Origin of the sequence: Streptomyces buecherae (assembly GCF_014295035.1) — a bacterium.
Classification (GTDB): domain Bacteria; phylum Actinomycetota; class Actinomycetes; order Streptomycetales; family Streptomycetaceae; genus Streptomyces; species Streptomyces youssoufiensis.
On record NZ_CP060404.1, the window covers coordinates 3,078,077 to 3,099,130 of the forward strand.

Genomic DNA, 21,054 nt, shown 5'->3' on the forward strand with positions numbered 1-21,054 from the left:
ACCAGCCACCAGGAGGCATCATGTCCGCCGCAGCGGTCGAACCCCCTCGCGCCGGCACGTCCACCCTGCTCAGGGAGGCCGAGCGGCTCGCCGACAAGCTCCCCGGCTACCGCGTCGAGATCATCGGGGGCGAGCTGATCGTCACGCCACCGCCGGACGGACCGCACGGCGAGTCGCTGACCGAACTCCTCTTCGCCTTCACCCCCCTACACCGGGGCGCGACCCGGGTGATCCAGGGCATCGGCATCCGGCTCCCCGACGGCCCCGACGAGTACGCCGTACCGGACCTGTCCATCGTGGACGCCGACTACCGGGAGCACCCGAGCCTGGCCAACTGCTACGACCCGGCGGTCTTCCGCCTGGTCCTTGAGGTCACCTCGGCCAACCACGGCAGCGACCTCAAGCGGAAGGTCACGGCCTACGCCATCGCCAAGGTGCCGGTCTACGTGATCGTCGACCGCGAGCACGAGCGGCTGCACGTCCTGCGGCGCCCCGTGGCCAACGAGTACGACGAGCACCGCGTGCACGCCCCGGGTCAGCACGTGACGCTGCCGGACTCCATCGGCGCCGGGATCACCCTCGACGTGGCGGCCATCCTCGACGCCGCCCGGCCCTGACCCCCACCACCCGCTAAGCCGGCTCCGCCACTCGCACCGGCAGGGCCCGCATCGCCTCGCGCAGGGACTGCGCGAAGGACTCGAACTCCGGCTGGCGGGCCGCGCCCGCGCGCATCGCGAGCGCGATCTGTCGGGAGGGCGCCGGGTCGGCGAAGTAACCGGTGGTGAGCTGGTCGTTGCGGGCCGTCTCCACCTTCAGCGCGGTGCGCGGCAGCAGCGTCACGCCGAGCCCGCCGGCCACGAGCTGCACCAGCGTGGAGAGCCCGGCCGCGCTGGTGGCCACCGGCGCGCCCGGGCGGCGGCCCACCTCGCGGCAGATGTCCAGCGCCTGGTCGCGCAGGCAGTGGCCCTCGTCGAGGAGGAGCAGGTCCAGCTCCTTGAGCGCCTCACGCGGCACGTCGGCGCGCCCGCCGAGCCAGTGGTCCTTCGGCATGACCAGCACGAAGTCCTCGTCGAAGAGGGGAAGTTCGGTGACCTGCGGCACGCCGAGCGGCACCGCGAGCAGCAGCAGGTCGAGCCGCCCGTGGGCCAGCCCGTCCAGCAGCGAGCCGGTCTGCTCCTCGTGCACCTGGAGGTCGAGCCGCGGGTAGCGGGTGCGCACCAGCCGCAGCACGGTCGGCAGCAGGTAGGGCGCGACGGTCGGGATCACCCCGAGGCGCAGCACCCCGGTGAACGGGGCCCGGGCCGCCTCGGCCTCCTCCATCAGCTCGCCGACCGCGTCGAGCACCGTACGCGCCCGCTCGGCCAGCCGCTCCCCCGCCGGGGAGAGCAGCACCTTTCGCGTCGTACGCTCAAGGAGCTGCACGCCCAGCGACTCCTCCAGAGCCGCGACGGCCCCCGACAGCGCGGGCTGGCTCATCCCGATGGCGGCCGCGGCGTCGCGAAAGTGCAGGTGCTCGGCCACGGCGACGAAGGCGCGAAGCTGGGCGAGACTGGGCTGCCGGGGTCTGCTCCCGGGTGTGACAGGCGCCACCACTGATAACCACCTCCGATCAACTGTTCCCAGTTTAGCTATTTCCGTGATCAATGGCTTCTGTGGCACTGTGGCCTTCGTCCAGCCCCCAGGAAACTCCTGTCACAGGGGTTTCCTTGCTCACAAGGAGAGCCCGTGCTCACTGTTGGTGACCAGTTCCCCGCTTGGCAGCTCCTCGGCGTCGAGGGCCCCTCGACCGACAAGCTGGAGATCAAGGAGTACAGCTCCGAGGACTTCAAGAACGGCTGGTCGGTCGTCTTCTTCTGGCCCAAGGACTTCACCTTCGTCTGCCCGACCGAGATCGCCGCGTTCGGCAAGCTGAACGACGAGTTCGCCGACCGTGACGCCAAGGTCCTCGGTGTCTCCGGCGACTCCGAGTTCGTGCACCACGCCTGGCGCAAGGACCACCCGGACCTGGCCGACCTCCCCTTCCCGATGCTGGCCGACTCGAAGCACGAGCTGATGCGCGCGCTCGGCGTCGAGGGTGCCGACGGCTTCGCGCAGCGCGCCGTCTTCATCGTGGACCAGAACAACGAGATCCAGTTCACCATGGTCACCGCCGGCTCCGTGGGTCGTAACCCCAAGGAGGTCCTGCGGGTCCTCGACGCCCTGCAGACCGACGAGCTGTGCCCCTGCAACTGGTCCAAGGGCGACGAGACCCTCGACCCGGTCGCGCTGCTCTCCGGCGAGTGAACGAACGAGACTGAGGAACACCCGTGGCACTCGATGACCTGAAGTCCGCAGTTCCGGACTACGCCAAGGACCTCAAGCTGAACCTCGGTTCGGTGATCGGCAACTCCAACCTGCCGCAGCAGCAGCTGTGGGGCACGGTGCTCGCCTGCGCCATCGCCTCCCGCTCGCCGCGCGTGCTGCGGGAGTTGGAGCCGGAGGCCAAGGCCAACCTCTCCCCCGAGGCGTACACCGCGGCCAAGTCGGCCGCCGCCATCATGGCGATGAACAACGTCTTCTACCGGACCCGGCACCTGCTGTCGGACCCGGAGTACGGCAACCTGCGCGCGGGCCTGCGGATGAACGTCATCGGCAACCCGGGCGTGGACAAGGTCGACTTCGAGCTGTGGTCGCTCGCGGTCTCCGCGGTCAACGGCTGCGGCATGTGCCTGGACTCGCACGAGCAGGTGCTCCGCAAGGCCGGCGTGGACCGGGAGACGATCCAGGAGGCTTTCAAGATCGCCTCCGTGCTGCAGGCCGTCGGCGCCACGCTCGACGCCGAGGCGGCCCTGGCCGAGTAGCCAGCGGCACGTAGCTCGCCTGCCGACCCGTACGTGTCGCCGTACGTACGACTCGTACGCACCGTACGAGCCGAACGGCACGATGGCGCGGCGCACGCCGCTGGTACGCACGCGCCCACCCCGCACGAGGGCCCCGTGGACAGTTCGCTGTCCACGGGGCCTGTGTGTTTTCCGGGTCCCTGGCTGTTGGTTCGGGCCCTGTCGCCGGGGGTGGCGCTGGGCCGTCCGGGCGAGGGGGGCCAACCGCCGGTACGCCGACCGGGGGTCACCCGCGTGGCCCCTCGGCGTGTCGCGCGGGCGCGTCGGGCTCACCTGGATGGCGGACTGGTAGGCGCGGGCCGCGCGGGCGCGCCGGCGCGCGACATCCGGCGCGCCGGTTCCAGCCCGAGCGCCGAGGAGGGTACGTGCCACCCGGGCGTGGCCCCGCTGCGGACGGAAACGGACCGGGCCCCCGTCGCGGTGGACGGGGGCCCGATGAGCGCAAGGTGAGGCGCCGTCAGTCGGCCGGTGGGGCTGCCTGGTCGGGGCCGGGCGCCGGGGGTGGCGCGGGCGACTCCTGGGCCGGCGGCGCGGCCGGCTGCCGCGCGGGCTCGGCCTCGCCCTCCGGCGCCGGCTGTCCCGACGACGCGGCCTGTCCCGATGGCCCGGGGTGGGCGGCGGCGGGCGCGGAGGCGGCGGCCACCCCGTGCCCGGGGGCGACCGGGGCGAGCTCCGCCACGGTCGCCCCGTGCGGGCCCGGCATCGCGCGCAGCGCCTGCTCCTTGGCGTGCGCCCGCAGATAGCCGACGACGGTGTTGGCGACGGCCACCAGCGGCACGGCGACCACCGCGCCCCCGATGCCGGCGATCAGCGAGCCCGCGGCGACCGAGAGCACCACGGCCAGCGGGTGCACCCGCACGGCCCGGCCGAGGATGAACGGCTGGAGGATGTGGCCCTCGATCTGCTGCACCGCGAGCACCACGATCAACACCATCGCCGCCGTGAAGACGTCCTGCGTCACCAGCGCCACCACCACCGCGAGCGCGCCGGAGATGACGGCGCCGACCAGCGGGATGAAGGCGAACAGGAAGATGAAGACGGCCAGCGGCACCGCCATCGGCACGTCGAGGAAGAAGATGCCGACGCCGATGAAGATCGCGTCGATGAGGGCCACTATCACCGTGCCCCGCACGTAGCCGGTCAGCGTCTGCCAGGCGCGCGGCCCCGCGCCCGCGACCCCTTCCCGGGCGGAGGCGGGGAACAGCTTGAGCACCCAGTTCCAGATCTTGGGCCCGTCGTAGAGCAGGAACAGCGTGCTGAACATCGCGAGCATGATGCCGGTCAGCAGCTCGACGATGAACGTCACGCCCTCCAGACCGGCCGAGGTGATCTCCTCGGTGTTGTTCCCGATCGACTCGCGCAGGTTCTTCGCGATGTCGTTGATCTGGTCCTCGGTCACGTGGAACGGGCTGTTGAGCAGCCAGCGGCGCAGTTCCTCGATGCCGTCCTGCACGCGCTCGGAGAGCGAGTCCAGGTTCTCCATCACCTGCCAGACGACGAACCAGCCGACCAGGCCCATGATGACGAAGCCCGCGATGAAGACGATGGCGGTGGCCAGACCTCGGGGCACGCCCCGGCGCCGGAGTCGGGAGACCGTCGGTTCGAGCAGCGCGGTGATCAGCAGGGCCGCGACGAAGGCGAGCACCACCAGCCGCACCGCGCTGATGACCCGCATCAGCACCCAGACCGTGCCCGCGAGGACCAGCAGCCGCCATCCCACCTCCGCGGCGACCCGCACGCCCCAGGGGACGGCGGCCACGGGGTCGGCGCGCGGCGCTATGGCCGGCGCGTACAGCGGCGGCGCTGGCACCTGGGCCTCCGCCGCGCCCGCCGCCTCGCCGGCCGGTGCGGCCCGCGGCGGCGTCACGGCCGGTTGCGCGGCGGCCGGCGCCGGGGCCCCGGGCGCGCCGGCCTCGGCCGCGCCCTCGCCCGATCCGGCGACGGTCCCGGCGCCCGACGGCGGTGCCGCGGGCGTACGTATGGTGTCGCGTGGCTCATCGGACGCGGCCGGGCCCGTGTCCTCGCGTTGTGCGTCGAGTCGCTCGGCGAGCCGGGTCAGCCCGGCCCCGAGACCGCCGACCCACCGTGGCAATCTGGACATGAATCTCTTCCTACCCCCACTCCCCCAAGGCCGTCCGGGATGACGTTACACACACGAAGCCCCCGACCGGTCGCGGTCGGGGGCTTCGTCACGTCATGTGGGTCCCGGAGCGGACCTGACGCCGTTTAGTACCAGTGGTTGGACTGCCAGAACGTCCAGGCGCCACACGGGCTCTGGTACCGCTCGTTCATGTAGCTGAGGCCCCACTTGATCTGCGTGGCCGGGTTGGTCCGCCAGTCGGCGCCCGCGCTGGACATCTTGGAGCCGGGGAGCGCCTGCACCAGGCCGTACGCGCCCGAGGACGGGTTGCTGGCCTTGTAGTTCCAGGTGCTCTCGTGGTTCACGATGTTGCTGAAGCACTGGAACTGGTCACCGGGGACCAGTTGCCGGGCGATGGCCTGGACCTCGGCGACCGAGTAGGAGCCCTGCTGGGGGAAGGAGGAGGTGGAGACGGAGTCGCGGGAAGCGGACCGGCTGGCGGCCTCTTCCTTCTCCTTCTCACGCTCTTCGGCGGCCTTCTTCTCGGCCGCTTCCTTCTCAGCCCGCTCCTTCTCGGCCTTCTCCGCCGCGGCCTTCTTGGCCGATGCGTCCTTGGCCGCCTGCTTGCGGGCCGACTCCTCTGCGGACTTCTTGGCCTCCGCGTCCGCGGCGGTGGACTGGACGTCTGCCTGCTGCGTCAGGGATGCGGTCTGCACCTGGGCCTGCTGCCCGGCGGGGATCTCCGCAAGGATGGTCGCGTCGGCCGCGACGGTCTCGACCGGTTCGGTGGTCGAGCCCTTGTCGCTGCCTGACGCGACGCCCACGACGGCGCCGACGGTGGTGACCGCAGTAGCCGAGGCCACTGCGAATCCCCGGACCGAGATCCGGCTCACACGGTTTCCTTCCAGCATCGTCCACATAGGTGACCTCGCGGACGCAATCGTGCCCCTGGCGCTGGCTTCCCTCGGCCGCTCCCGGTGGTACGGGATCGGTTGGTCACGGGAGGCACGGACCCGGTGCGCCCTCCGAAGAGGTCCGCGTGGTGCTCGGGCGGCATACGACGAACGCTGTTTAGTTCTGCTCTGTATGGGGCGCCTCAACGCTGGGGTTGAGGCTGTGTCGTATGCGGGGCCTGACAGGACCCACACCCTGCCGGAGCCACGACCCGGACGCAATTCTCCGCTGCGTGGGAAAGCTCACATGGCGTTTGGCGGCACCTATTCGAGGAAATCGAAGCGCGACAAGACGCCGCGCGACTAAGCTCCCGGCTTCGCCGCGCGGCGTCGTGGTGGACGAGTCGGGCTAAACCCGCCCCTCCTCCAGCATCTCGGTCACCAGGGCGGCGATGGGCGAACGCTCCGAGCGAGTGAGCGTGACGTGTGCGAAGAGCGGATGGCCCTTCAACTTCTCGACCACCGCGACCACGCCGTCGTACCGGCCGACCCGAAGGTTGTCGCGTTGTGCCACGTCGTGGGTGAGGACGACACGCGAATTGGCCCCGATGCGGGACAAAACAGTCAGCAGAACGTTCCGTTCGAGTGACTGGGCCTCGTCGACGATGACGAACGCGTCGTGCAGCGAGCGGCCTCTGATGTGCGTGAGCGGCAGCACCTCCAGCATGCCGCGGCCCACGATCTCCTCGATGACCTCCGCCGACGTGACCGCTGACAGGGTGTCGAAGACCGCCTGCGCCCAGGGGCTCATCTTCTCGGCCTCGTTGCCCGGCAGGTAGCCCAGCTCCTGGCCGCCCACCGCGTACAGCGGCCGGAAGATCATCACCTTGCGGTGCTGACGCCGCTCCAGGACGGCTTCGAGCCCGGCGCACAGCGCCAGCGCCGACTTGCCCGTACCGGCCCGGCCACCCATCGAGACGATGCCGACCTCCGGGTCGAGCAACAGGTCGAGCGCGATGCGCTGCTCGGCGCTGCGCCCGTGGATGCCGAACGCCTCCCGGTCGCCGCGCACCAGGCGTACGCCGCCGTCCGCGGTGACCCGGCCGAGCGCCTTGCCGCGCGTCGACTGGAGGACCAGCCCGGTGTGCACGGGCAACTCCGCCGCCTCGGGCAGGTGGGCGGTCTCGGCGGCGAACAACTCGTCCACCCGCTCCGGCTCCACGGTCAGCTCGGCCATGCCGGTCCAACCCGAGTCCGTGATGGCCAACTCCGCCCGGTACTCCTCCGCGAGCAGGCCCACCGACGACGCCTTGATGCGCAGCGGCAGGTCCTTGGAGACGACGGTGACGTCGTACCCCTCGGCCTGGAGGTTCCTGGCGACGGCCAGGATGCGGGAATCGTTGTCCCCCAGACGGAAGCCCGCCGGCAGGATGCCCGGGTCGGAGTGGTTGAGCTCGACGCGCAGCGTGCCGCCGAGATCGCCGATCGGGATCGGGGCGTCGAGCCGGCCGAACCGGATGCGGTACTCGTCCAGCAGGCGCAGCGCCTGCCGGGCGAAGTACCCCAACTCGGGGTGGGCCCGCTTGGCCTCAAGCTCCGTGACCACGACGACGGGCAGCACGACTTCGTGCTCGTCGAAGCGGGCCATGGCGCCTGGGTCGGCCAACAGGACGCTGGTGTCGAGGACATAGGTGCGCCGGTCGTGCTCGCGGCGTTTCTTGCTGGTCACCACGGGTGGACGAACCCCCTCGGGAGAGGTTGGGGTGCGACGGCGTCGCGGGAGTGGGGTGTCCCCGCCCATGGCGGGACACACGGGCCCCGTCGGCGGCGGGGAACGGGCCGGGCTCGGACCCTGCGGGGGCCGTGCGCCGGCCTTCCGCGAGCGCCGTCCACGAAGTGGCGGCGAAGCCAGGGGCTGCGCCATCCGTTCGGCACGGGCGTCCTGGGTGCAAAGGCCCTCCCGGGCGGGCGGCACCCATGCCGCCCGCTGGCATTCCGGCACCCCAGGGGTGGGGTGCCGACGTGAGAGGAACATTCCCGCCAAGTGCGCGGCCCATGCCGGGCATATGACAACGTCGGTGATTCGTCGTCTGCCGTTCCCTGGCGCTACCTGGCGTTAACCGCCGTACCGCCGGTGGCGCGCCGCGTAGTCACGCAGCGCGCGCAGGAAGTCCACCTTGCGGAACGCGGGCCAGAAGACCTCGCAGAAGTAGTACTCGGAGTGCGCGCTCTGCCAGAGCATGAAGCCGGACAGGCGCTGTTCGCCGCTGGTGCGAATGACCAGGTCGGGGTCGGGCTGGCCGCGGGTGTAGAGGTGCTCGGCGATCATCTCCACGTCGACGACCTCGGCCAGTTCCTCGAACGTGGTGCCCCGGCTGGCGTGGTCCAGGAGCAGCGAGCGCACCGCGTCCGCGATCTCCTGCCGCCCGCCGTAGCCGACGGCGACGTTGACGATTATCCCGTTCACGTGCCGGGTGGCCTCCTCGGCCTCCTTCAGCACGGTCTGCGTCTGCGCGGGCAGCAGGTCCAGGGTGCCCACGTGGTGCACCCGCCAGCGGCCGTCGGCGGCCAGGTCGCGTACGGCGCCCTCGATGATGCGCAGCAATGGCTGGAGTTGGTCGTCCGGGCGGTTGAGGTTGTCCGTGGACAGCAACCACAGCGTGACGACCTTGACGTCCGTCTCGGTGCACCAGCCGAGGAGTTCGCGGATCTTGTTGGCGCCGGCGATGTGTCCCTCCGCCGTGGTGCCCCCGGCGGCGCGCGCCCAGCGTCGGTTCCCGTCGAGGATGACGCCGATGTGCTTGGGCACCTGGTCGTGATCGAGGCGCCATTCCACCCGGCGTGCGTAGAGCCCGTACACCAGGTCGCGCAGCTTCACGTTCTCCAGCCCTCCATGCCGCGGCGCCTTCGTCTTCGTCCGGGTTCGTCCGTGGTGCCGCTCCAAGGGCGCCACCCTACTGCCGGGGCGGGGGTTCGGCGAAGCTGGGCCGGTCACGTGCGTATAGCGTCGGCCAGGACAGACCCCGGAATCGGGAAGCGACCACGCGAAGCCGGAAGCAGGAACCCCCGTGAACGACAACTCCCCCTACCGTGCCGCCGACGACCGCTACGACGCGATGGAGTACCGGCGCAGCGGACACAGTGGCCTGAAGCTGCCCGCGATCTCCCTCGGCCTGTGGCACAACTTCGGTGACGACCGCAGCCTGGAGTCCCAGCGCGCCATCCTGCGCCGCGCGTTCGACCTGGGCATCACCCACTTCGACCTGGCCAACAACTACGGCCCGCCGCCCGGCTCGGCCGAGCTGAACTTCGGCAGGCTGCTGGCCCAGGACTTCCGCCCGTACCGGGACGAGCTGATCCTGTCCACCAAGGCGGGCTACCTGATGCACCCGGGCCCGTACGGAGAGTGGGGCTCGCGCAAGTACCTGCTGTCGTCGCTTGACGCCTCGCTGCGCCGGATGGGCGTGGACTACGTCGACATCTTCTACTCCCACCGCTTCGATCCGGACACGCCGCTCGCGGAGACGATGGGGGCGCTGGCCTCCGCGGTCCAGCAGGGCAAGGCGCTGTACGTCGGCGTGTCCTCGTACAACGCGGAGCAGACCGCCGAGGCCGCGCGGCTGCTGCGGGAGATGGGGGTGCCGGCCCTGATCCACCAGCCGTCGTACTCGATGATCAACCGCTGGACCGAGGACGACGCGCTCCTCGACACGCTGGAGGCGGAGGGCATGGGCTGCATCGCCTTCGCGCCGCTGGCCCAGGGCCTGCTCACCGACAAGTACCTGGACGGCATCCCGGAGGGCTCGCGGGCCTCGCAGGGCAAGTCGCTCCAGCCCGAGCTGCTGACCGACGAGGTGGTGCGGCGGCTGCGCGGGCTGAACGAGATCGCCGCGCGGCGCGGCCAGTCGCTGGCCCAGCTCGCGCTGGGCTGGGTGCTGCGCGACCCCCGGATGACGTCGGCGCTGATCGGCGCGTCGAGCGTGCGCCAGTTGGAGGCGAACGTGGCTGCGCTGGGCGCCGCCCCGATCAGCGCCGAGGAGCTGGCGGAGATCGACGAGTACGCGCGGAGCACGGAGGGCGTGAACATCTGGGCCCGCCGCTGACCGACGTGGCCCCTGTGTAGTCCGGGCGCGGCCCCGGCGCGGCCCCGGCGCGAGCGGGGGCGCGCGCCGGGGTTGGCCGGGCCGTCCCGCTCGTTCCGCCGAGAACCCGGGGCCCTGGGGGCCGAGCCCGAGAGCCCGGGGCCCGGGGCCCGTGGGCCGGGGGCCCGATAGCCCGGGGGCCGGGGTCCGGGCGGGATGCGGGCATGAAAAAGCGGGCCGGTCCGTGGGGGGGATACGGACCGGCCCGAGGGGGGGTTTCCACCATAACCCTTCGTGAGGGGTCTTGCGTGCACCTCGGGAGGTAACGGCGCGCTGGAATCTTCCCTCAGCCCGCCGCGAGGCCGCCCACGAGCACGCCCGCACCGGCCCCGATGATCATGAAAGGGCCGAAAGCCAGCGCCGCCTTGCGGCTCGCCCGCCTTGTCAGCACTAGGGCTACACCGTAGAAGGCGCCCAGCAGGAGGCCGGTGAACGCCCCCAGGAAGAGGACGTCCCAGCCGTACCACCCGAGGGCGACCCCGAGCGTCACCGCCAGTTTGACGTCACCGAATCCCATGCCCGCCGGATTGATGAGAAACAGCACAAAGTACGCGGCGCCCAGCGCGAGCCCGCCGAACACGGCGCGTGACCACGAGCCCGCCGCGCCGGGCAGCAGGGCCGCGCCCCCAAGGAGCGCGGCGGAGCCGAACGCCATCGGCAGGGTGAGTACGTCGGGCAGCCGGTGCACGGCCAGGTCCACGCCCGCGAGGACCACGCTGAGCGGCACGAGCAGCAGCCACACGGCCAGCTCGGGCCGGGAGCCGACGGCCGCGGCGAGGCCCGCGCAGGCGAGCGCGCAGACGCCGGCCACGAGCACGCCGTTCGGCCCGTATGCACCCGGCGCGGCGCCGCCGTCGGCGTCGGTGACGGCGCGCCCGCAGGGGCCGCACCGGGCGAGGCCGAGCCAGCCGGCGGCGGGTCCGGTGATCGGATGGTCGTCCGGGCAGGCCGCGCGCCAGGGCTCGTCGGGCTGGACGGCGAGCCGGAACAGCGGGCGAGTGGCCAGGAGCCCGACGGCGATGCCGTACCCGGCGGCGAGAGCTATCAGCAGCGCATGCACGGGCCAGAGCCTACGGAACGGGCCCCGGGCGCCGGCAGGACTGGTACAACGCTGATCGGACGCGCGGCGCGACCGGCGCGAGGCCGGCCGGCGCGGGGCGCGGGCCGCGCGCCGGCGGCCACGTCGGCGACGGCGGGCGATAGACGAGACAGTGGGGTCGGAGGGGTGGCGGAGATGGGGCGTTGGCGTGACGGCCGGGGCACGTTGCGCGTGCCGCGCGTGCGGGAGGGCGCCGCACCACCCGGGGGCGGGCGGGAGGCGGCCGGGCCCCGGGGGGACGATCCGGGGACGGCGCTGGCGCGGTCGGAGCTGGAGGTGCCGTTGGAGATCGCCACGTCCTACCGCGCGCGCTCGCGTGGGTTGTTGGGCCGGACCGGGATCGCCGGGGCGCTGCTGCTCAGCCCGGCCAGTGGGGTGCACACCTTCCGGATGCGGTTCGCCATCGACGTCGCCTATCTCGACCGTGAGCTGACCGTCATCGCCGTACGCACCATGCGGCCCGAACGGCTCGGGCTGCCGCGACCACGCGCGCGCCACGTCCTGGAGGCCGAGGCGGGCGCGATGGAGCGCTGGGGGCTGCGCCCCGGGGTGCGCGTGAGTATCGGGTCGCCCGCTGGTCGCGGCACCCCTGCGACGGCTGGTGGCTCGTCTCCCTGACGCGGACGCACCCCTCCCAGGGCAGGAGGATGCGAGCAGGCCCGCGCGATGCACTTCCAGCTCGTCGCGTGTGAGCAGTGCGTAAGCGACTGTAGGCCACCCATGCCGGAACTAAACCCTTTTGAGGCGATGCGTCCGTTACGCTTCTATTTCGTCTCACCCGGTCGTGGCGCGTGACCGGCCCGACCACCGCCGTCCCCTCCGCGCGACGGGCCAGACGGCGGCGTCCGGACCGCACCACCGGCGCGGCGCGGTCCGGGCGCGGCGCTCGCGCGCCGGGCGCGGCGGCCTCGCCGCCCGCCGGCGTGGCGTCAGGCGGAGCCGCGCGGGAAGCTGACCTCGACCCGGCGGTTCTTCTTCCGGCCCGCCTCGGTGCCGTTGTCGGCGATCGGGTAGTCCTCGCCGTAGCCACGGATGTGGTATTTCACGCCGGAGTCGAGCTGCTTGGCGAGCCGTCGCTGCACGGCGTCCGCGCGCTCCTTGGACAGGTCCTCGCCGTGCCCGGTGGTGCCGAGGTCATCGGTGAAGCCGAAGACGCGGACCTCGCGGGCGCCTTGGGCCTCGATCTCCCGGGCGATGACGTCGATGCGCGCGCTGGCCTGCCGGCTGAGGTCGGCGCTGTCCTTGTCGAACAGCACCTCGGACTGGAGGGCGAAGGTCACGTCCTCGTTGGTGACCTCGTGCCGTTCCTCGCCGTTGTCGGTCTCCACGATGGACTTGATGTCCAACACCTTGACCTGACCGAGCCGGGCGCCGTCGGCCAGCTTGAGGTCCGGGTCCGCGGCGTCCACCGGGACCGGCGGCGCGGCCACCTGGAGCACGCCCGGACCCTCGTCGGCGTGGGCGCTCGGGACGGGCAGCGCGAGGACGGAGAAGGCGGCGAGCGCGAGGACGGACGTACGGGCGACGCGGGCGGTGCGAGCGGCGCGGACGGTGTGAGCGGCGCGCGCGGTACAACCAGTGCGGGCGGTACGAGCCGTCGCGTGGGTGGGGGTCATGGCTCGGTCACCCGGTGATCTTGATCGTGGCCGGCGGGAACGTCGGCATCTGGAACTGCACCTCGTCCACCTCTTCCGGGGGCGCGGGGAACTGCATGAACACCGGCACCGTGGCACCGGCCTTGACGGTGCCGAGCCCCATCGTGCACAGGCAGCGCCCGTCGGTGTCGCGGAGCACGTAGTAGCGCTTCTTGCCGCCCGGGTCGATCAGGGTCGCCCCGGCCGTGGACGAGCCGTGCTTGATGACGTCGGTCTCGTCGCCGCGCCACTTGTTGGCGCGCGTGTAGATCCGGTCGCCGGTGTTCTCGACCTGCCCACTGACCGTGACGAAGCCGCCGGAGTCCCGCTTGGCCTCGGTGAGCGAGAGCACCATGCCCATCTCACCGCGGAGTTCGGCGATGGGTTCGAGCTCCGACACCGGTTCCTGGTCCGAACCGCCGTCGCCCTGCGGCGCGTTGCCTCCGACGCTGGCCGACTGGCTGCCGGCGGGCCTGGCGTCGTCACCCTCGTCGCCACCACCACCGCCACCGCAGCCCGCCACGAGCAGGGAGACGCTGACGGCGACCGCTCCAGCGGCCAGCGCCCCACGCGCCCTGGCGGTGTACCGAATGCTCATGAGTCGCTGCCCTTCACTGGTCAGTCGGCGAGATGCACGGAGAAGAGGTCCGCGACGTCCGGGAGCGTGTCGGGCCGCTCGGGGTCGATGGTCCACTCCTCGCCGTCGCACGTGAACTCCACGGGCGGTGCCTTGGGTTTCTCTTCCGGCTTGTCGTCGCCATCGTTTCCGCCACCGTCGCCCTCGCCGTCGTTCCCGTTGCCGTCGTTCCCGTCGTCGCCGTCGTCGGTGTCGTCGCCGGTGGGGCGGGGGTCAGGGCTCGGCGTAGGGTCGGGCTTGCCGGGCTTGCCGGGCAACCGTACGCAGCGCGGCTCGATCTCGGCCGTCGCCTCGGCCTCCGCGTGCCGCGACTCCGTACCCGGAACGATGGAGTCGCCCACGGTGTAACGGGTCCGCACGTCGACGTGGAAGGTGGGGTTGAGGCCGCCGGAGACGGTGCAGTCGGTGACGTCGGCGTCGTTCTCGGCGGCGAACCAGCGCGCCTCGTCGCAGGCGTACGGGCTTCCGGTGCCGATCCCGTCGAGGATGTCCTGCCACGCGTCGCCGCTGCCGATGGCGGCGAGCAACTCGTCACGCAGCGCGTCGCGGTGTTCCTGCGCCGCGGCGAGGGCCGCCGCGTCGGCGGCCGTCTGCGCCCCGTTGCGGGTGGCGCCCGCCTGGCCGACGGCGAAAAGGGCGAGGCCGAGAAAGAGAAGTCCCGCGACCGCGGTGATGTAAATCGGGAACGCCTGACCGGAATCCCCGGGGCCCGCGACGCGTCGAAGGCGTCTCACACGCCGGTGACCTCGGAAATCTTGTCGGTGATCGCGCTGAAGATCTCGTTGCCGATATCCGTGCCCGAGATGCCGATCACGATCGCCACGACCACCGCGATGATCCCCAGGTACTCGACCGCGGTCTGTCCGCGGTCGTTTCCCAGAATGCGCTTCCCCATCGTTTTCCCCTTCATGGGCGGCCGTTCCGCTCCGGTTCGATATGTCGGTCCCCGTGGTGCCGCTCGCGACACGAGAAAAGTACGCCGAAACACCGGCACCGGAACAGGGCGTCCCGAAGCATTCTCTTCCGCGCAACCCGAGTTGAAACCTCTGAAGTCGCCTTCGTCGCAGACATCCCACGCGGCCCATGGATCTCACCTCCACTTCGGCCCGGCCGCCTCGCACCGCACGCCCTTGGGCGCGCGATACCCGCGCGACGACTGTCCCACAGCGGATTGCATTTGCGAAGGGTGCATCGATAACGGAATAGCGTCTGCCACGGCGCGCGCGAACGAGCGCGCGCCGGCCGGGCCGTGCACCGAAGAGGAGTCGGCCATCGACGAGCGGGCTGCGACGGGGACGAGCTCGCGCGGCGGCTGGGCCGACAGCGCTGGACCGAGAAACGAACCATTGCCCGGCTGGCCGGGAGGGGTCGTCTCGCACCACCGTCACGAGCGCAAGCCCGATCGCCTTCCCGCCCTCGCCGGTCAGCCGCGATACCGACCGGATATCGCCGGTTCGCGGCCGGAGAAGACGCTCAGGTATTGGCACCTCGTGCCGTTACCGGCCAGCGGTCGACCACCTCACCCTCTTGGACCACCAGCAGTTCGTCAGCGAGGTTGACCGGCGTGCAGATGTGGTTGGGGACGACCGCGACCACCGACCCAAGGTGCGGTCCGCGTGTGCCCTCCGGAAGCAGGACAACGGCATGGTGCTCCCACAACCCGGTGATGGTCCCCTGCGGGAACTGAGGCAGGTAGCCGTGACCCGACACCCAGGACGACCGGTCGGAGCCGAGAACCTTGCTACCGACATCCAGCACGAAGCGATCGGGAGCGGGAACACTGATCACCGTCGCCGCGGTGACCAACGCCAGGTCCTGCGCGCCGCACGTGCCGATGGCCAACTGGGTGGCGTCGTTGAAGACGTAGACCCCGGGCCGCAACTCGTTCACCGTACCCGGCTGCCACTGTCCCACCGTCGGCGTTGACCCGCCGCTGAGCACGCGGATGTCGAGCCCGATGTCCCTGAGCGTCTGTGCTGCCTCGCCCAGCGTGCGTTCCTCGTCTCGTGCGGCGCACTCGCGGGCCTGCGCGTCGTGACCGTAGCCGTGTCCCGGGAAGGTGAACACGCCGACGACGTCCAGTCCCGCGTCGGCGGCCGACTTCCCGACCTCACCGGCGGCGTGTGGCAGCACCCCCGTGCGGCGACTCCCGCTGTCGACCTCGACGAGTGCCTCGACGGGCCGGGCGCTGCCGCGCACGGCGTCCCCCAGCCGCTGCGCGCCTTCGACCGACTCGACACCGACCCTCAGTGCCACCTCGTCCGCCAACCGGCGCAGCCGCCGCGCCTTGGCGGCATCGGGCCACACGGGGTAGGCGATGAACAGGTCGTCCACGCCGACGCGGGCTAGTGCCTCGGCCTCGCTGATCGTGGCCACCGACAGCCCGCGCGCACCGGCGCGACGCTGCCGGTCGGCGATCTGCGCACACTTGTGGCTCTTGGCGTGTGGCCGCAGGGCGAACCCCTGGGACCGCGAAGCCTCAGCCATCCGCGCGATGTTGCCGTCCAGCACGTCTGGATCGACCACGAGCGCCGGCGTAACCAACCCATCGGGCAGCGATATCGCCATCTCTTGCCTCTCATCGTGGAAACGTCGGGGCGATCATGGCAGGTCAGCGCGCCAGGATCACAGGACTCGCACTCCAGCCCCTCCGCGACCACCGTGCCGACCGCTTGTCCGGGACGGTGCGGCGGAGTCCCGGTCGGCGCGGTGACGCGTGGTGCCTGCGGGAGGCATGCGCCTTGTCGGCCGGCACCCGCCGGGGGACGCGCGGGACGCGCCCGCCGCCGATCGCTCTCATCCAGGCTGGGGGCGTTCGGGTACGTGGTCGCCGGCTGACAACTTGCCTCGCCGGGCCGCTCCTTGGGGGACTTCCCGCCGTCCGGGCGACGGCGGAGTGCTGGCGGGCACGGACCGCCGCGGAGTCGACGGCGTCGTCGAGCGTCAGTCCGCTGGATCAGGCGGCCACGGCCCCAGTTCCGGCAGGTCGCGAGCGGCCGTGTGCAGGTGGCCGTCGATGTCGCGGCCGGCCATCCAGGCGGCGAGGTCACGCACGCCGCCGGAGACCTCGACGGTCGTGCCAGCGCCCAGGGTCCGGGCGAACTCGTGATCGGTGGCCCGCAGGACCAGCCGGGTACCGGTCGGGGCGCGGCCGGACAGGAACTCCAGAGCGTGCAGGGCGAAGTCCAGCGACCAGTCGCGGGGACGGCGGCCGACCGCGAGGTCGACGGCGTGGATCTCGATCTCCCGCCACCGTGCCAGCGCGGTGTCCAGCACCGTGGCATGACGGAACCGGACCGCACGCCTCCAGTCCTCCCCCGTCAGCCCGCTCCACGTGTGCTCCAGAGCCTGTTGGGACAACCTCAGCTCCTCACGCAGATGAGCCAGAGGTCGGGCGGCGCCTTGCTCGATGGACTGGTCACGCCCGCCCTGGCCGCCGTCGTACATCTCGATGGCCTCGCCCCGCAGAGCGAGCCGCGCCTGCCGCTCGAAGGCACGGGCGTTGTCCGCGAGGTGCGCGAGGACATGCCCCCGGGTCCACCCCGGCAGGGCTGAGGCCGCGTCCTTCTGCCGGTCGTCGAGAGGGTCGAGCAGTCGCAGCAGCCGAGCATGCGCCTGCGAGACGCGAAGCACCAGTTGGCCAGTATCCGTAGGTGAGTCGATCACCCACTCAGCCTAACCATGGGACCACTTACGGCACCCGGCGCTGGCCGACGGGCGGGGCCGGCGCGAGCGTCGTAGGGCCCCACACCAATCCGCTTCCACCGCGCCGGCCGCAGCCACCCGGTCAGTCCCCCGTAACCGATCCGAAGTCCGTTCCGGAGCCGATGAAGAACGCGGCCACGAGGAGCATCATGGTGCCGGGCACCATGAAGGTGGTGATGACCAGCGTCGCCTTGGGGACCGCGCGGGCGGCGCGGCGGCGGGCGTTCTGCGCGTCGGTACGGCGCATGTCGTGAGCGATCGCGATCAGGGTCTCGACGATGGGCGAGCCCAGTTCCTCGCCTTGTTGGAGCGCGGTGACGAACTGGGCCACCTGTTCGGAATCATTGCGCTTGCGCAGTTCCTCGAATGCCTGTCGGCGACTGACACCCATGTCCATCTGGCGCAGCGTGATGCGCAGTTCGTCGGCCCACGGCCCCTCGTACTTGTCCGCCACCCGGTCCAGTGCCTGCCGGAAGCTGAGTCCCGCGCTGACGACCACGGCCAGCACGTCGAGGAAGTCCGGCAGCGTGCGCTCGATGGCGTCCTTGCGCTCGCGTACGGCCGCCCAGATGCCGACCTCGATCCAGAACAGGCCGAAGACCACGAGCAGCGCGGCCAGCAGGAACTCCCCGCGCACCGCCATGACCAGTGCCCCGCCGAAGCCGAGCACGCCGTAGACGGCGCGGCGGGCGGCGTACCGGTCGACGGTCAGGCCGCCCGGGTTGCCCGCCAGGTCGATGCGGCGGCGGACCTTGGCGACCCGGCCCGGGCCCATCAGACGCAGCACCAGCGGCGCGTAACGCATGCCGAGCCGGTCCACGGCCGAGCCGACCACCGTGGTGCGGGTGGCGCCCACCTCCAGGGCGACCGCCAGGTCGCTGGGCAGCTTGGCCTCGCGGCGGTAGAGCGCGATGCCGTAGCAGGCGCCGGCCGTGGACAAGCCGACGGCCAGCGCGAGCAACAGGCCGATGCCCATCCTCTGTTCTCCTCGGGGTCGGGTCGGGTCGGGGTCGGGTCTCGTGGGGCGGGGCTGGTGCGGGGCCGGCCACCCCGCGCGGCTCAGATGGCGATCTTGGACATGCGGCGGATCAGGAAGAAGCCGATCGCGTAGAGGGTGAAGGCGCCCACGACCGCGGCCTGGCCCCAGAACGAGGAGGTCATGCGCTCGATGGAGCCGGTCGAGACGTTGTCCATGAGCAGCAGCGTGCCGATGCCCATCAGCGGCACCACGTACGCGGTGACGGTGACCTGGGAGAGCTGGGTGCGCACCTCGCGGCGGGTCTCCTTGCGCTCCTCCAGGGTCTGGGTGAGGTTGCGCAGCGAGCTGACGACGGAGCCGCCGGCGCGGTTGGCGAGCACCAGCGTGGTGACCAGGACGACGAGTTCGCGCGAGGGCAGCCGGTCGGCGAGTTCGGCCAGCGCGTCCTCGATGGAGTGCCCGACCGCGAGCTTGTCCGCCACGTTGGCCAGCTCCTCGCCCGCGGGCGCCTCCATCTCGTCGGCGGCCAGCCCGAGGGCGGTACGCAGGGCGAGTCCCGCCTGGGTGGCGTTGGCCAGTATGCGGGCGAGTTCGGGTAGTTGACTGATGAATCTTTCAATGCGCTTTTGTCGTTGCCAATTCAGGAAAGCGAATGCTCCCCAGACGGTGACGACGGCGGCGATGGGACCGAAGAACGTGGCGAGCGTGGCTTGAGCGATCAGCCAGAGACCGATCGCCGTTCCCGCCATGTAGACGAAGAATTCACCCGGGGTCAGATCAAGGCCCGTCGCCGTCAGGCGCAGTTCGATGGCGCGGCCGAGCCGCGTGCCGCGCAGCCTGCGGTCCACGCCGGCGAACCGGCGCCCGCGCCCCGGCAGCGGCGCGCCCTCGGTGTCCGCGAGCCGCTGGACCAGCGACTGGTGCCGGGCCCGGCCGGTCGCGTACGCGTGCACGCCCGCGACGCCGAGCGCCCCGCACAGCAGGCTCGCGCCGACCGTCAGCGTGGCCAGGTCGTCCATCGGTGCCTCCTCGCCCCTCTCGTTTCCCGTCGTATGTCGCGCCGGGCTTCCCGTCGCCCTGCTCGTCGCGCTGTCCGGCGCGCCCCCGGCGTGGTCATCCGCGCCGCGCCTGGCGGGTGATCAGCTCGTTCGGGAAGGCGGCGACGCCGAACGCGGGCGGCACCGCCTCGTTGGCCAGCCGCAGCCGCTCCGCGGTGCGCTCGGGCACCGGACCGTAGCCGAACCGGCCGCGCACCACCCGGTCGGCGCCCATCGGCTCGGCGTCGAACCGGCAGACGGTGGTGATCCGGTAGTCCTCGTGGCCGTGCGAGTCGAGCAGGCCGATCTCGCTGACCCGGCGCGAGCCGTCCGCGTTCCGTACGAGCTGCACGATGCAGTCCACCGCGCTGTTGATCTGGTCGTGCAACGCCTCGTACGGGATGGCCACGTCCGACATCGAGGCCAGCGTCTGGAGTCGCATCAACGCGTCCTCGGCGCTGTTGGCGTGCACGGTGGCCAGCGAGCCGTCGTGGCCGGTGGACATGGCCTGGAGCATGTCGAGCGTCTCGCCGCCGCGGACCTCGCCGACGATGATGCGGTCGGGCCGCATGCGCAGCGAGTTGCGTACCAGGTCGCGGATGGTGATCTGGCCGTTGCCCTCGACGTTGGGCGGCCGGGACTCCAGGCGGATCACGTGGGTCTGCTGGAGCTGGAGTTCGGCCGCGTCCTCCACGGTGATGATCCGCTCGCCGTCCGGGATCAGCCCGGACAACGCGTTGAGCAGCGTCGTCTTGCCGGAGCCGGTGGGCCCGGAGACCACCACGTTGAACTTGGCCCGCACCAGCGCCGCGAGCAGCATGAGCATGTGCTCGTCGAGCGTGCCCATGCCGATCAGCTCGTGCAGGGTGTAGGCGCGCGGGAAGCGGCGGATGGTGAGGGTCGCGCCGTCGAGGGCGAGCGGCGGGATGATGACGTTGACCCGCTCCCCGGACGGCAGCCGGGCGTCCACCATCGGGTTGGACTCGTCCACGCGGCGGTTGACGGTGGACACGATCCGCTCGATGGTCTGCATCAGCTGCTCGTGTGAGGCGAACCGCACCGGCACCCGCTCGACCCGGCCCGCGCGCTCCACGAAGATCTGGTCGGGCCCGTTGACCATGATCTCGGTGATCGAGGCGTCCTCCAGGAGCGGTTCGAGGACGCCGAGGCCGAGCGCCTCGTCCACCACGCGGCGGATGAGCTGGGCGCGCTCGGCGGTGGAGAGCACCGGACCCTCGCGGCTGATGATGTGGCCGAGGACGCGTTCGAGCCGCGAGCGCCGCTCGCCCGCGGCGAGCGCGGACATCTCGGCGAGGTCGATCTCCTCCAGGAGTTTGGTGCGGTAGCTGGTGACCAGGTGGCCGTTCTCCCGCTGCTCACCGGTCGGCTCGGGGGCCACGATGCGCGCCCGCAGGCTCATGGGGTGCTCCTCGAACGTGGACGGGGGTGATGGGGGTGACGAACGCGGCGGACGTGGCGGACACTGCCCGGGCGCCGGCGGGTGCGGGCCGCGCCGGGTGTCGGGCGTGGGTGGCCGGGGTGGCGGACCGCGCGCCGGTGGCCGGGGTGGCGGGCCGCGCGCGGGTGGCTACTCATCGCCGGGCGCCGGCGGGTCGGCGGGCTCCGGGCGGCGCATGGTGGCGCTGCGTCGGGCGTCGCCGAAGTCCACGCCGGGGATGATCGAGGGGATCTCGATGGTGGCCGTGGCGTGCGCCTCCGTACCCCCGCTCACCGAGATCCGCGCGCCGTCCGCGAGCCAGCCGCTGATCGCCGCTTGGCCGGCCGACTCCGGGCTGGCCTCGGGGTCGTCCGCCGTGGCCGTACGGGCCGCGGCCCGGGCCGCGGTGCCCGCCTGCTGCACGGTGTACGCGGCGATCCCCAACTGCACCACGGCGAGCCCGACGGCGAGCAGGATCGGCAGGAAGCCGAGGAACTCGACGGCCACCGAGCCGGCGTCCCGCCGCCGCTC

General features: G+C 71.7%; 21 protein-coding genes. 5 read left to right on the plus strand and 16 right to left on the minus strand.

Annotated features, from left to right (window positions below; genetic code table 11):
- The first annotated feature begins 20 nt into the window (after window positions 1-20).
- On the plus strand, window positions 21-617 hold the full coding sequence (locus H7H31_RS11410) for a Uma2 family endonuclease (RefSeq protein WP_187062153.1): 597 nt from the start codon (window positions 21-23) through the stop codon (window positions 615-617).
- A gap of 13 nt (window positions 618-630) precedes the next feature.
- Here H7H31_RS11410 and H7H31_RS11415 read toward each other — a convergent pair whose 3' ends face one another.
- On the minus strand, window positions 631-1,590 hold the full coding sequence (locus tag H7H31_RS11415; RefSeq protein ID WP_372454677.1) for a hydrogen peroxide-inducible genes activator: 960 nt from the start codon (window positions 1,588-1,590) through the stop codon (window positions 631-633).
- A 135-nt stretch (window positions 1,591-1,725) separates the two neighbouring features.
- On the opposite strand from H7H31_RS11415, the gene H7H31_RS11420 reads away from it, so the two are divergent.
- Window positions 1,726-2,283: a peroxiredoxin gene (locus tag H7H31_RS11420; RefSeq protein ID WP_176163799.1), complete on the plus strand. Its 558-nt coding sequence runs from the start codon at window positions 1,726-1,728 to the stop codon at window positions 2,281-2,283.
- 23 nt (window positions 2,284-2,306) lie between these two features.
- Entirely contained in the window at window positions 2,307-2,840 is a 534-nt protein-coding gene (locus tag H7H31_RS11425) for an alkyl hydroperoxide reductase (RefSeq protein WP_176163798.1), read from the plus strand.
- A 496-nt stretch (window positions 2,841-3,336) separates the two neighbouring features.
- On the opposite strand, the gene H7H31_RS11430 is transcribed toward H7H31_RS11425, so the two are convergent.
- From H7H31_RS11430 to H7H31_RS11445, 4 genes are all read right to left on the minus strand, one after another.
- Window positions 3,337-4,980: an AI-2E family transporter gene (locus tag H7H31_RS11430; protein WP_232109798.1), complete on the minus strand. Its 1,644-nt coding sequence runs from the start codon at window positions 4,978-4,980 to the stop codon at window positions 3,337-3,339.
- 125 nt (window positions 4,981-5,105) lie between these two features.
- Window positions 5,106-5,852 carry an aggregation-promoting factor C-terminal-like domain-containing protein gene (locus tag H7H31_RS11435; RefSeq protein WP_455567250.1) on the minus strand — a complete coding sequence of 249 codons (747 nt, stop codon included), beginning with the start codon at window positions 5,850-5,852 and terminating at the stop codon, window positions 5,106-5,108.
- A 409-nt stretch (window positions 5,853-6,261) separates the two neighbouring features.
- A complete protein-coding gene (locus tag H7H31_RS11440; protein ID WP_187062156.1) occupies window positions 6,262-7,584 on the minus strand; it encodes a PhoH family protein in 1,323 nt (440 codons plus the stop codon).
- Between the two features lie 384 nt (window positions 7,585-7,968).
- Window positions 7,969-8,730: an isoprenyl transferase gene (locus H7H31_RS11445; RefSeq protein ID WP_176163794.1), complete on the minus strand. Its 762-nt coding sequence runs from the start codon at window positions 8,728-8,730 to the stop codon at window positions 7,969-7,971.
- 190 nt (window positions 8,731-8,920) lie between these two features.
- Between H7H31_RS11445 and mgrA the strand changes: the two genes are divergently transcribed.
- Complete coding sequence (gene mgrA, locus H7H31_RS11450; protein ID WP_187062157.1) at window positions 8,921-9,955, plus strand: L-glyceraldehyde 3-phosphate reductase; 1,035 nt, start codon at window positions 8,921-8,923, stop codon at window positions 9,953-9,955.
- Between the two features lie 325 nt (window positions 9,956-10,280).
- Here mgrA and H7H31_RS11455 read toward each other — a convergent pair whose 3' ends face one another.
- Window positions 10,281-11,054: a prepilin peptidase gene (locus H7H31_RS11455; protein ID WP_187059557.1), complete on the minus strand. Its 774-nt coding sequence runs from the start codon at window positions 11,052-11,054 to the stop codon at window positions 10,281-10,283.
- Between the two features lie 174 nt (window positions 11,055-11,228).
- Here H7H31_RS11455 and H7H31_RS11460 point away from each other — a divergent pair, with 174 nt between their 5' ends.
- Complete coding sequence (locus H7H31_RS11460) at window positions 11,229-11,711, plus strand: DUF192 domain-containing protein (RefSeq protein WP_187117898.1); 483 nt, start codon at window positions 11,229-11,231, stop codon at window positions 11,709-11,711.
- A gap of 311 nt (window positions 11,712-12,022) precedes the next feature.
- Here H7H31_RS11460 and H7H31_RS11465 read toward each other — a convergent pair whose 3' ends face one another.
- From H7H31_RS11465 to H7H31_RS33845, 10 genes are all read right to left on the minus strand, one after another.
- On the minus strand, window positions 12,023-12,709 hold the full coding sequence (locus H7H31_RS11465; RefSeq protein WP_187061413.1) for an OmpA family protein: 687 nt from the start codon (window positions 12,707-12,709) through the stop codon (window positions 12,023-12,025).
- A 7-nt stretch (window positions 12,710-12,716) separates the two neighbouring features.
- Window positions 12,717-13,325, minus strand: coding sequence for a hypothetical protein (locus H7H31_RS11470; RefSeq protein WP_187061414.1), 609 nt, complete (start codon window positions 13,323-13,325; stop codon window positions 12,717-12,719).
- 20 nt (window positions 13,326-13,345) lie between these two features.
- A complete protein-coding gene (locus tag H7H31_RS11475; protein ID WP_187061415.1) occupies window positions 13,346-14,098 on the minus strand; it encodes a pilus assembly protein TadG-related protein in 753 nt (250 codons plus the stop codon).
- On the minus strand, window positions 14,095-14,259 hold the full coding sequence (locus H7H31_RS11480) for a hypothetical protein (protein WP_176163787.1): 165 nt from the start codon (window positions 14,257-14,259) through the stop codon (window positions 14,095-14,097). The genes H7H31_RS11475 and H7H31_RS11480 overlap by 4 nt, the downstream gene beginning before the upstream one ends.
- Before the next feature lie 578 nt (window positions 14,260-14,837).
- Window positions 14,838-15,890, minus strand: coding sequence for an alanine racemase (locus tag H7H31_RS11485; protein WP_232109799.1), 1,053 nt, complete (start codon window positions 15,888-15,890; stop codon window positions 14,838-14,840).
- Between the two features lie 417 nt (window positions 15,891-16,307).
- A complete protein-coding gene (locus tag H7H31_RS11490; RefSeq protein WP_232109800.1) occupies window positions 16,308-17,030 on the minus strand; it encodes a maleylpyruvate isomerase family mycothiol-dependent enzyme in 723 nt (240 codons plus the stop codon).
- A gap of 121 nt (window positions 17,031-17,151) precedes the next feature.
- A complete protein-coding gene (locus H7H31_RS11495; RefSeq protein WP_176163786.1) occupies window positions 17,152-18,045 on the minus strand; it encodes a DUF5936 domain-containing protein in 894 nt (297 codons plus the stop codon).
- Window positions 18,046-18,128: 83 nt separating this feature from the next.
- Window positions 18,129-19,067: a type II secretion system F family protein gene (locus H7H31_RS11500; RefSeq protein ID WP_187061417.1), complete on the minus strand. Its 939-nt coding sequence runs from the start codon at window positions 19,065-19,067 to the stop codon at window positions 18,129-18,131.
- 94 nt (window positions 19,068-19,161) lie between these two features.
- A complete protein-coding gene (locus H7H31_RS11505; RefSeq protein ID WP_187061418.1) occupies window positions 19,162-20,505 on the minus strand; it encodes a CpaF family protein in 1,344 nt (447 codons plus the stop codon).
- 168 nt (window positions 20,506-20,673) lie between these two features.
- Complete coding sequence (locus H7H31_RS33845; protein WP_187061419.1) at window positions 20,674-21,030, minus strand: TadE/TadG family type IV pilus assembly protein; 357 nt, start codon at window positions 21,028-21,030, stop codon at window positions 20,674-20,676.
- Window positions 21,031-21,054: the final 24 nt, after the last annotated feature.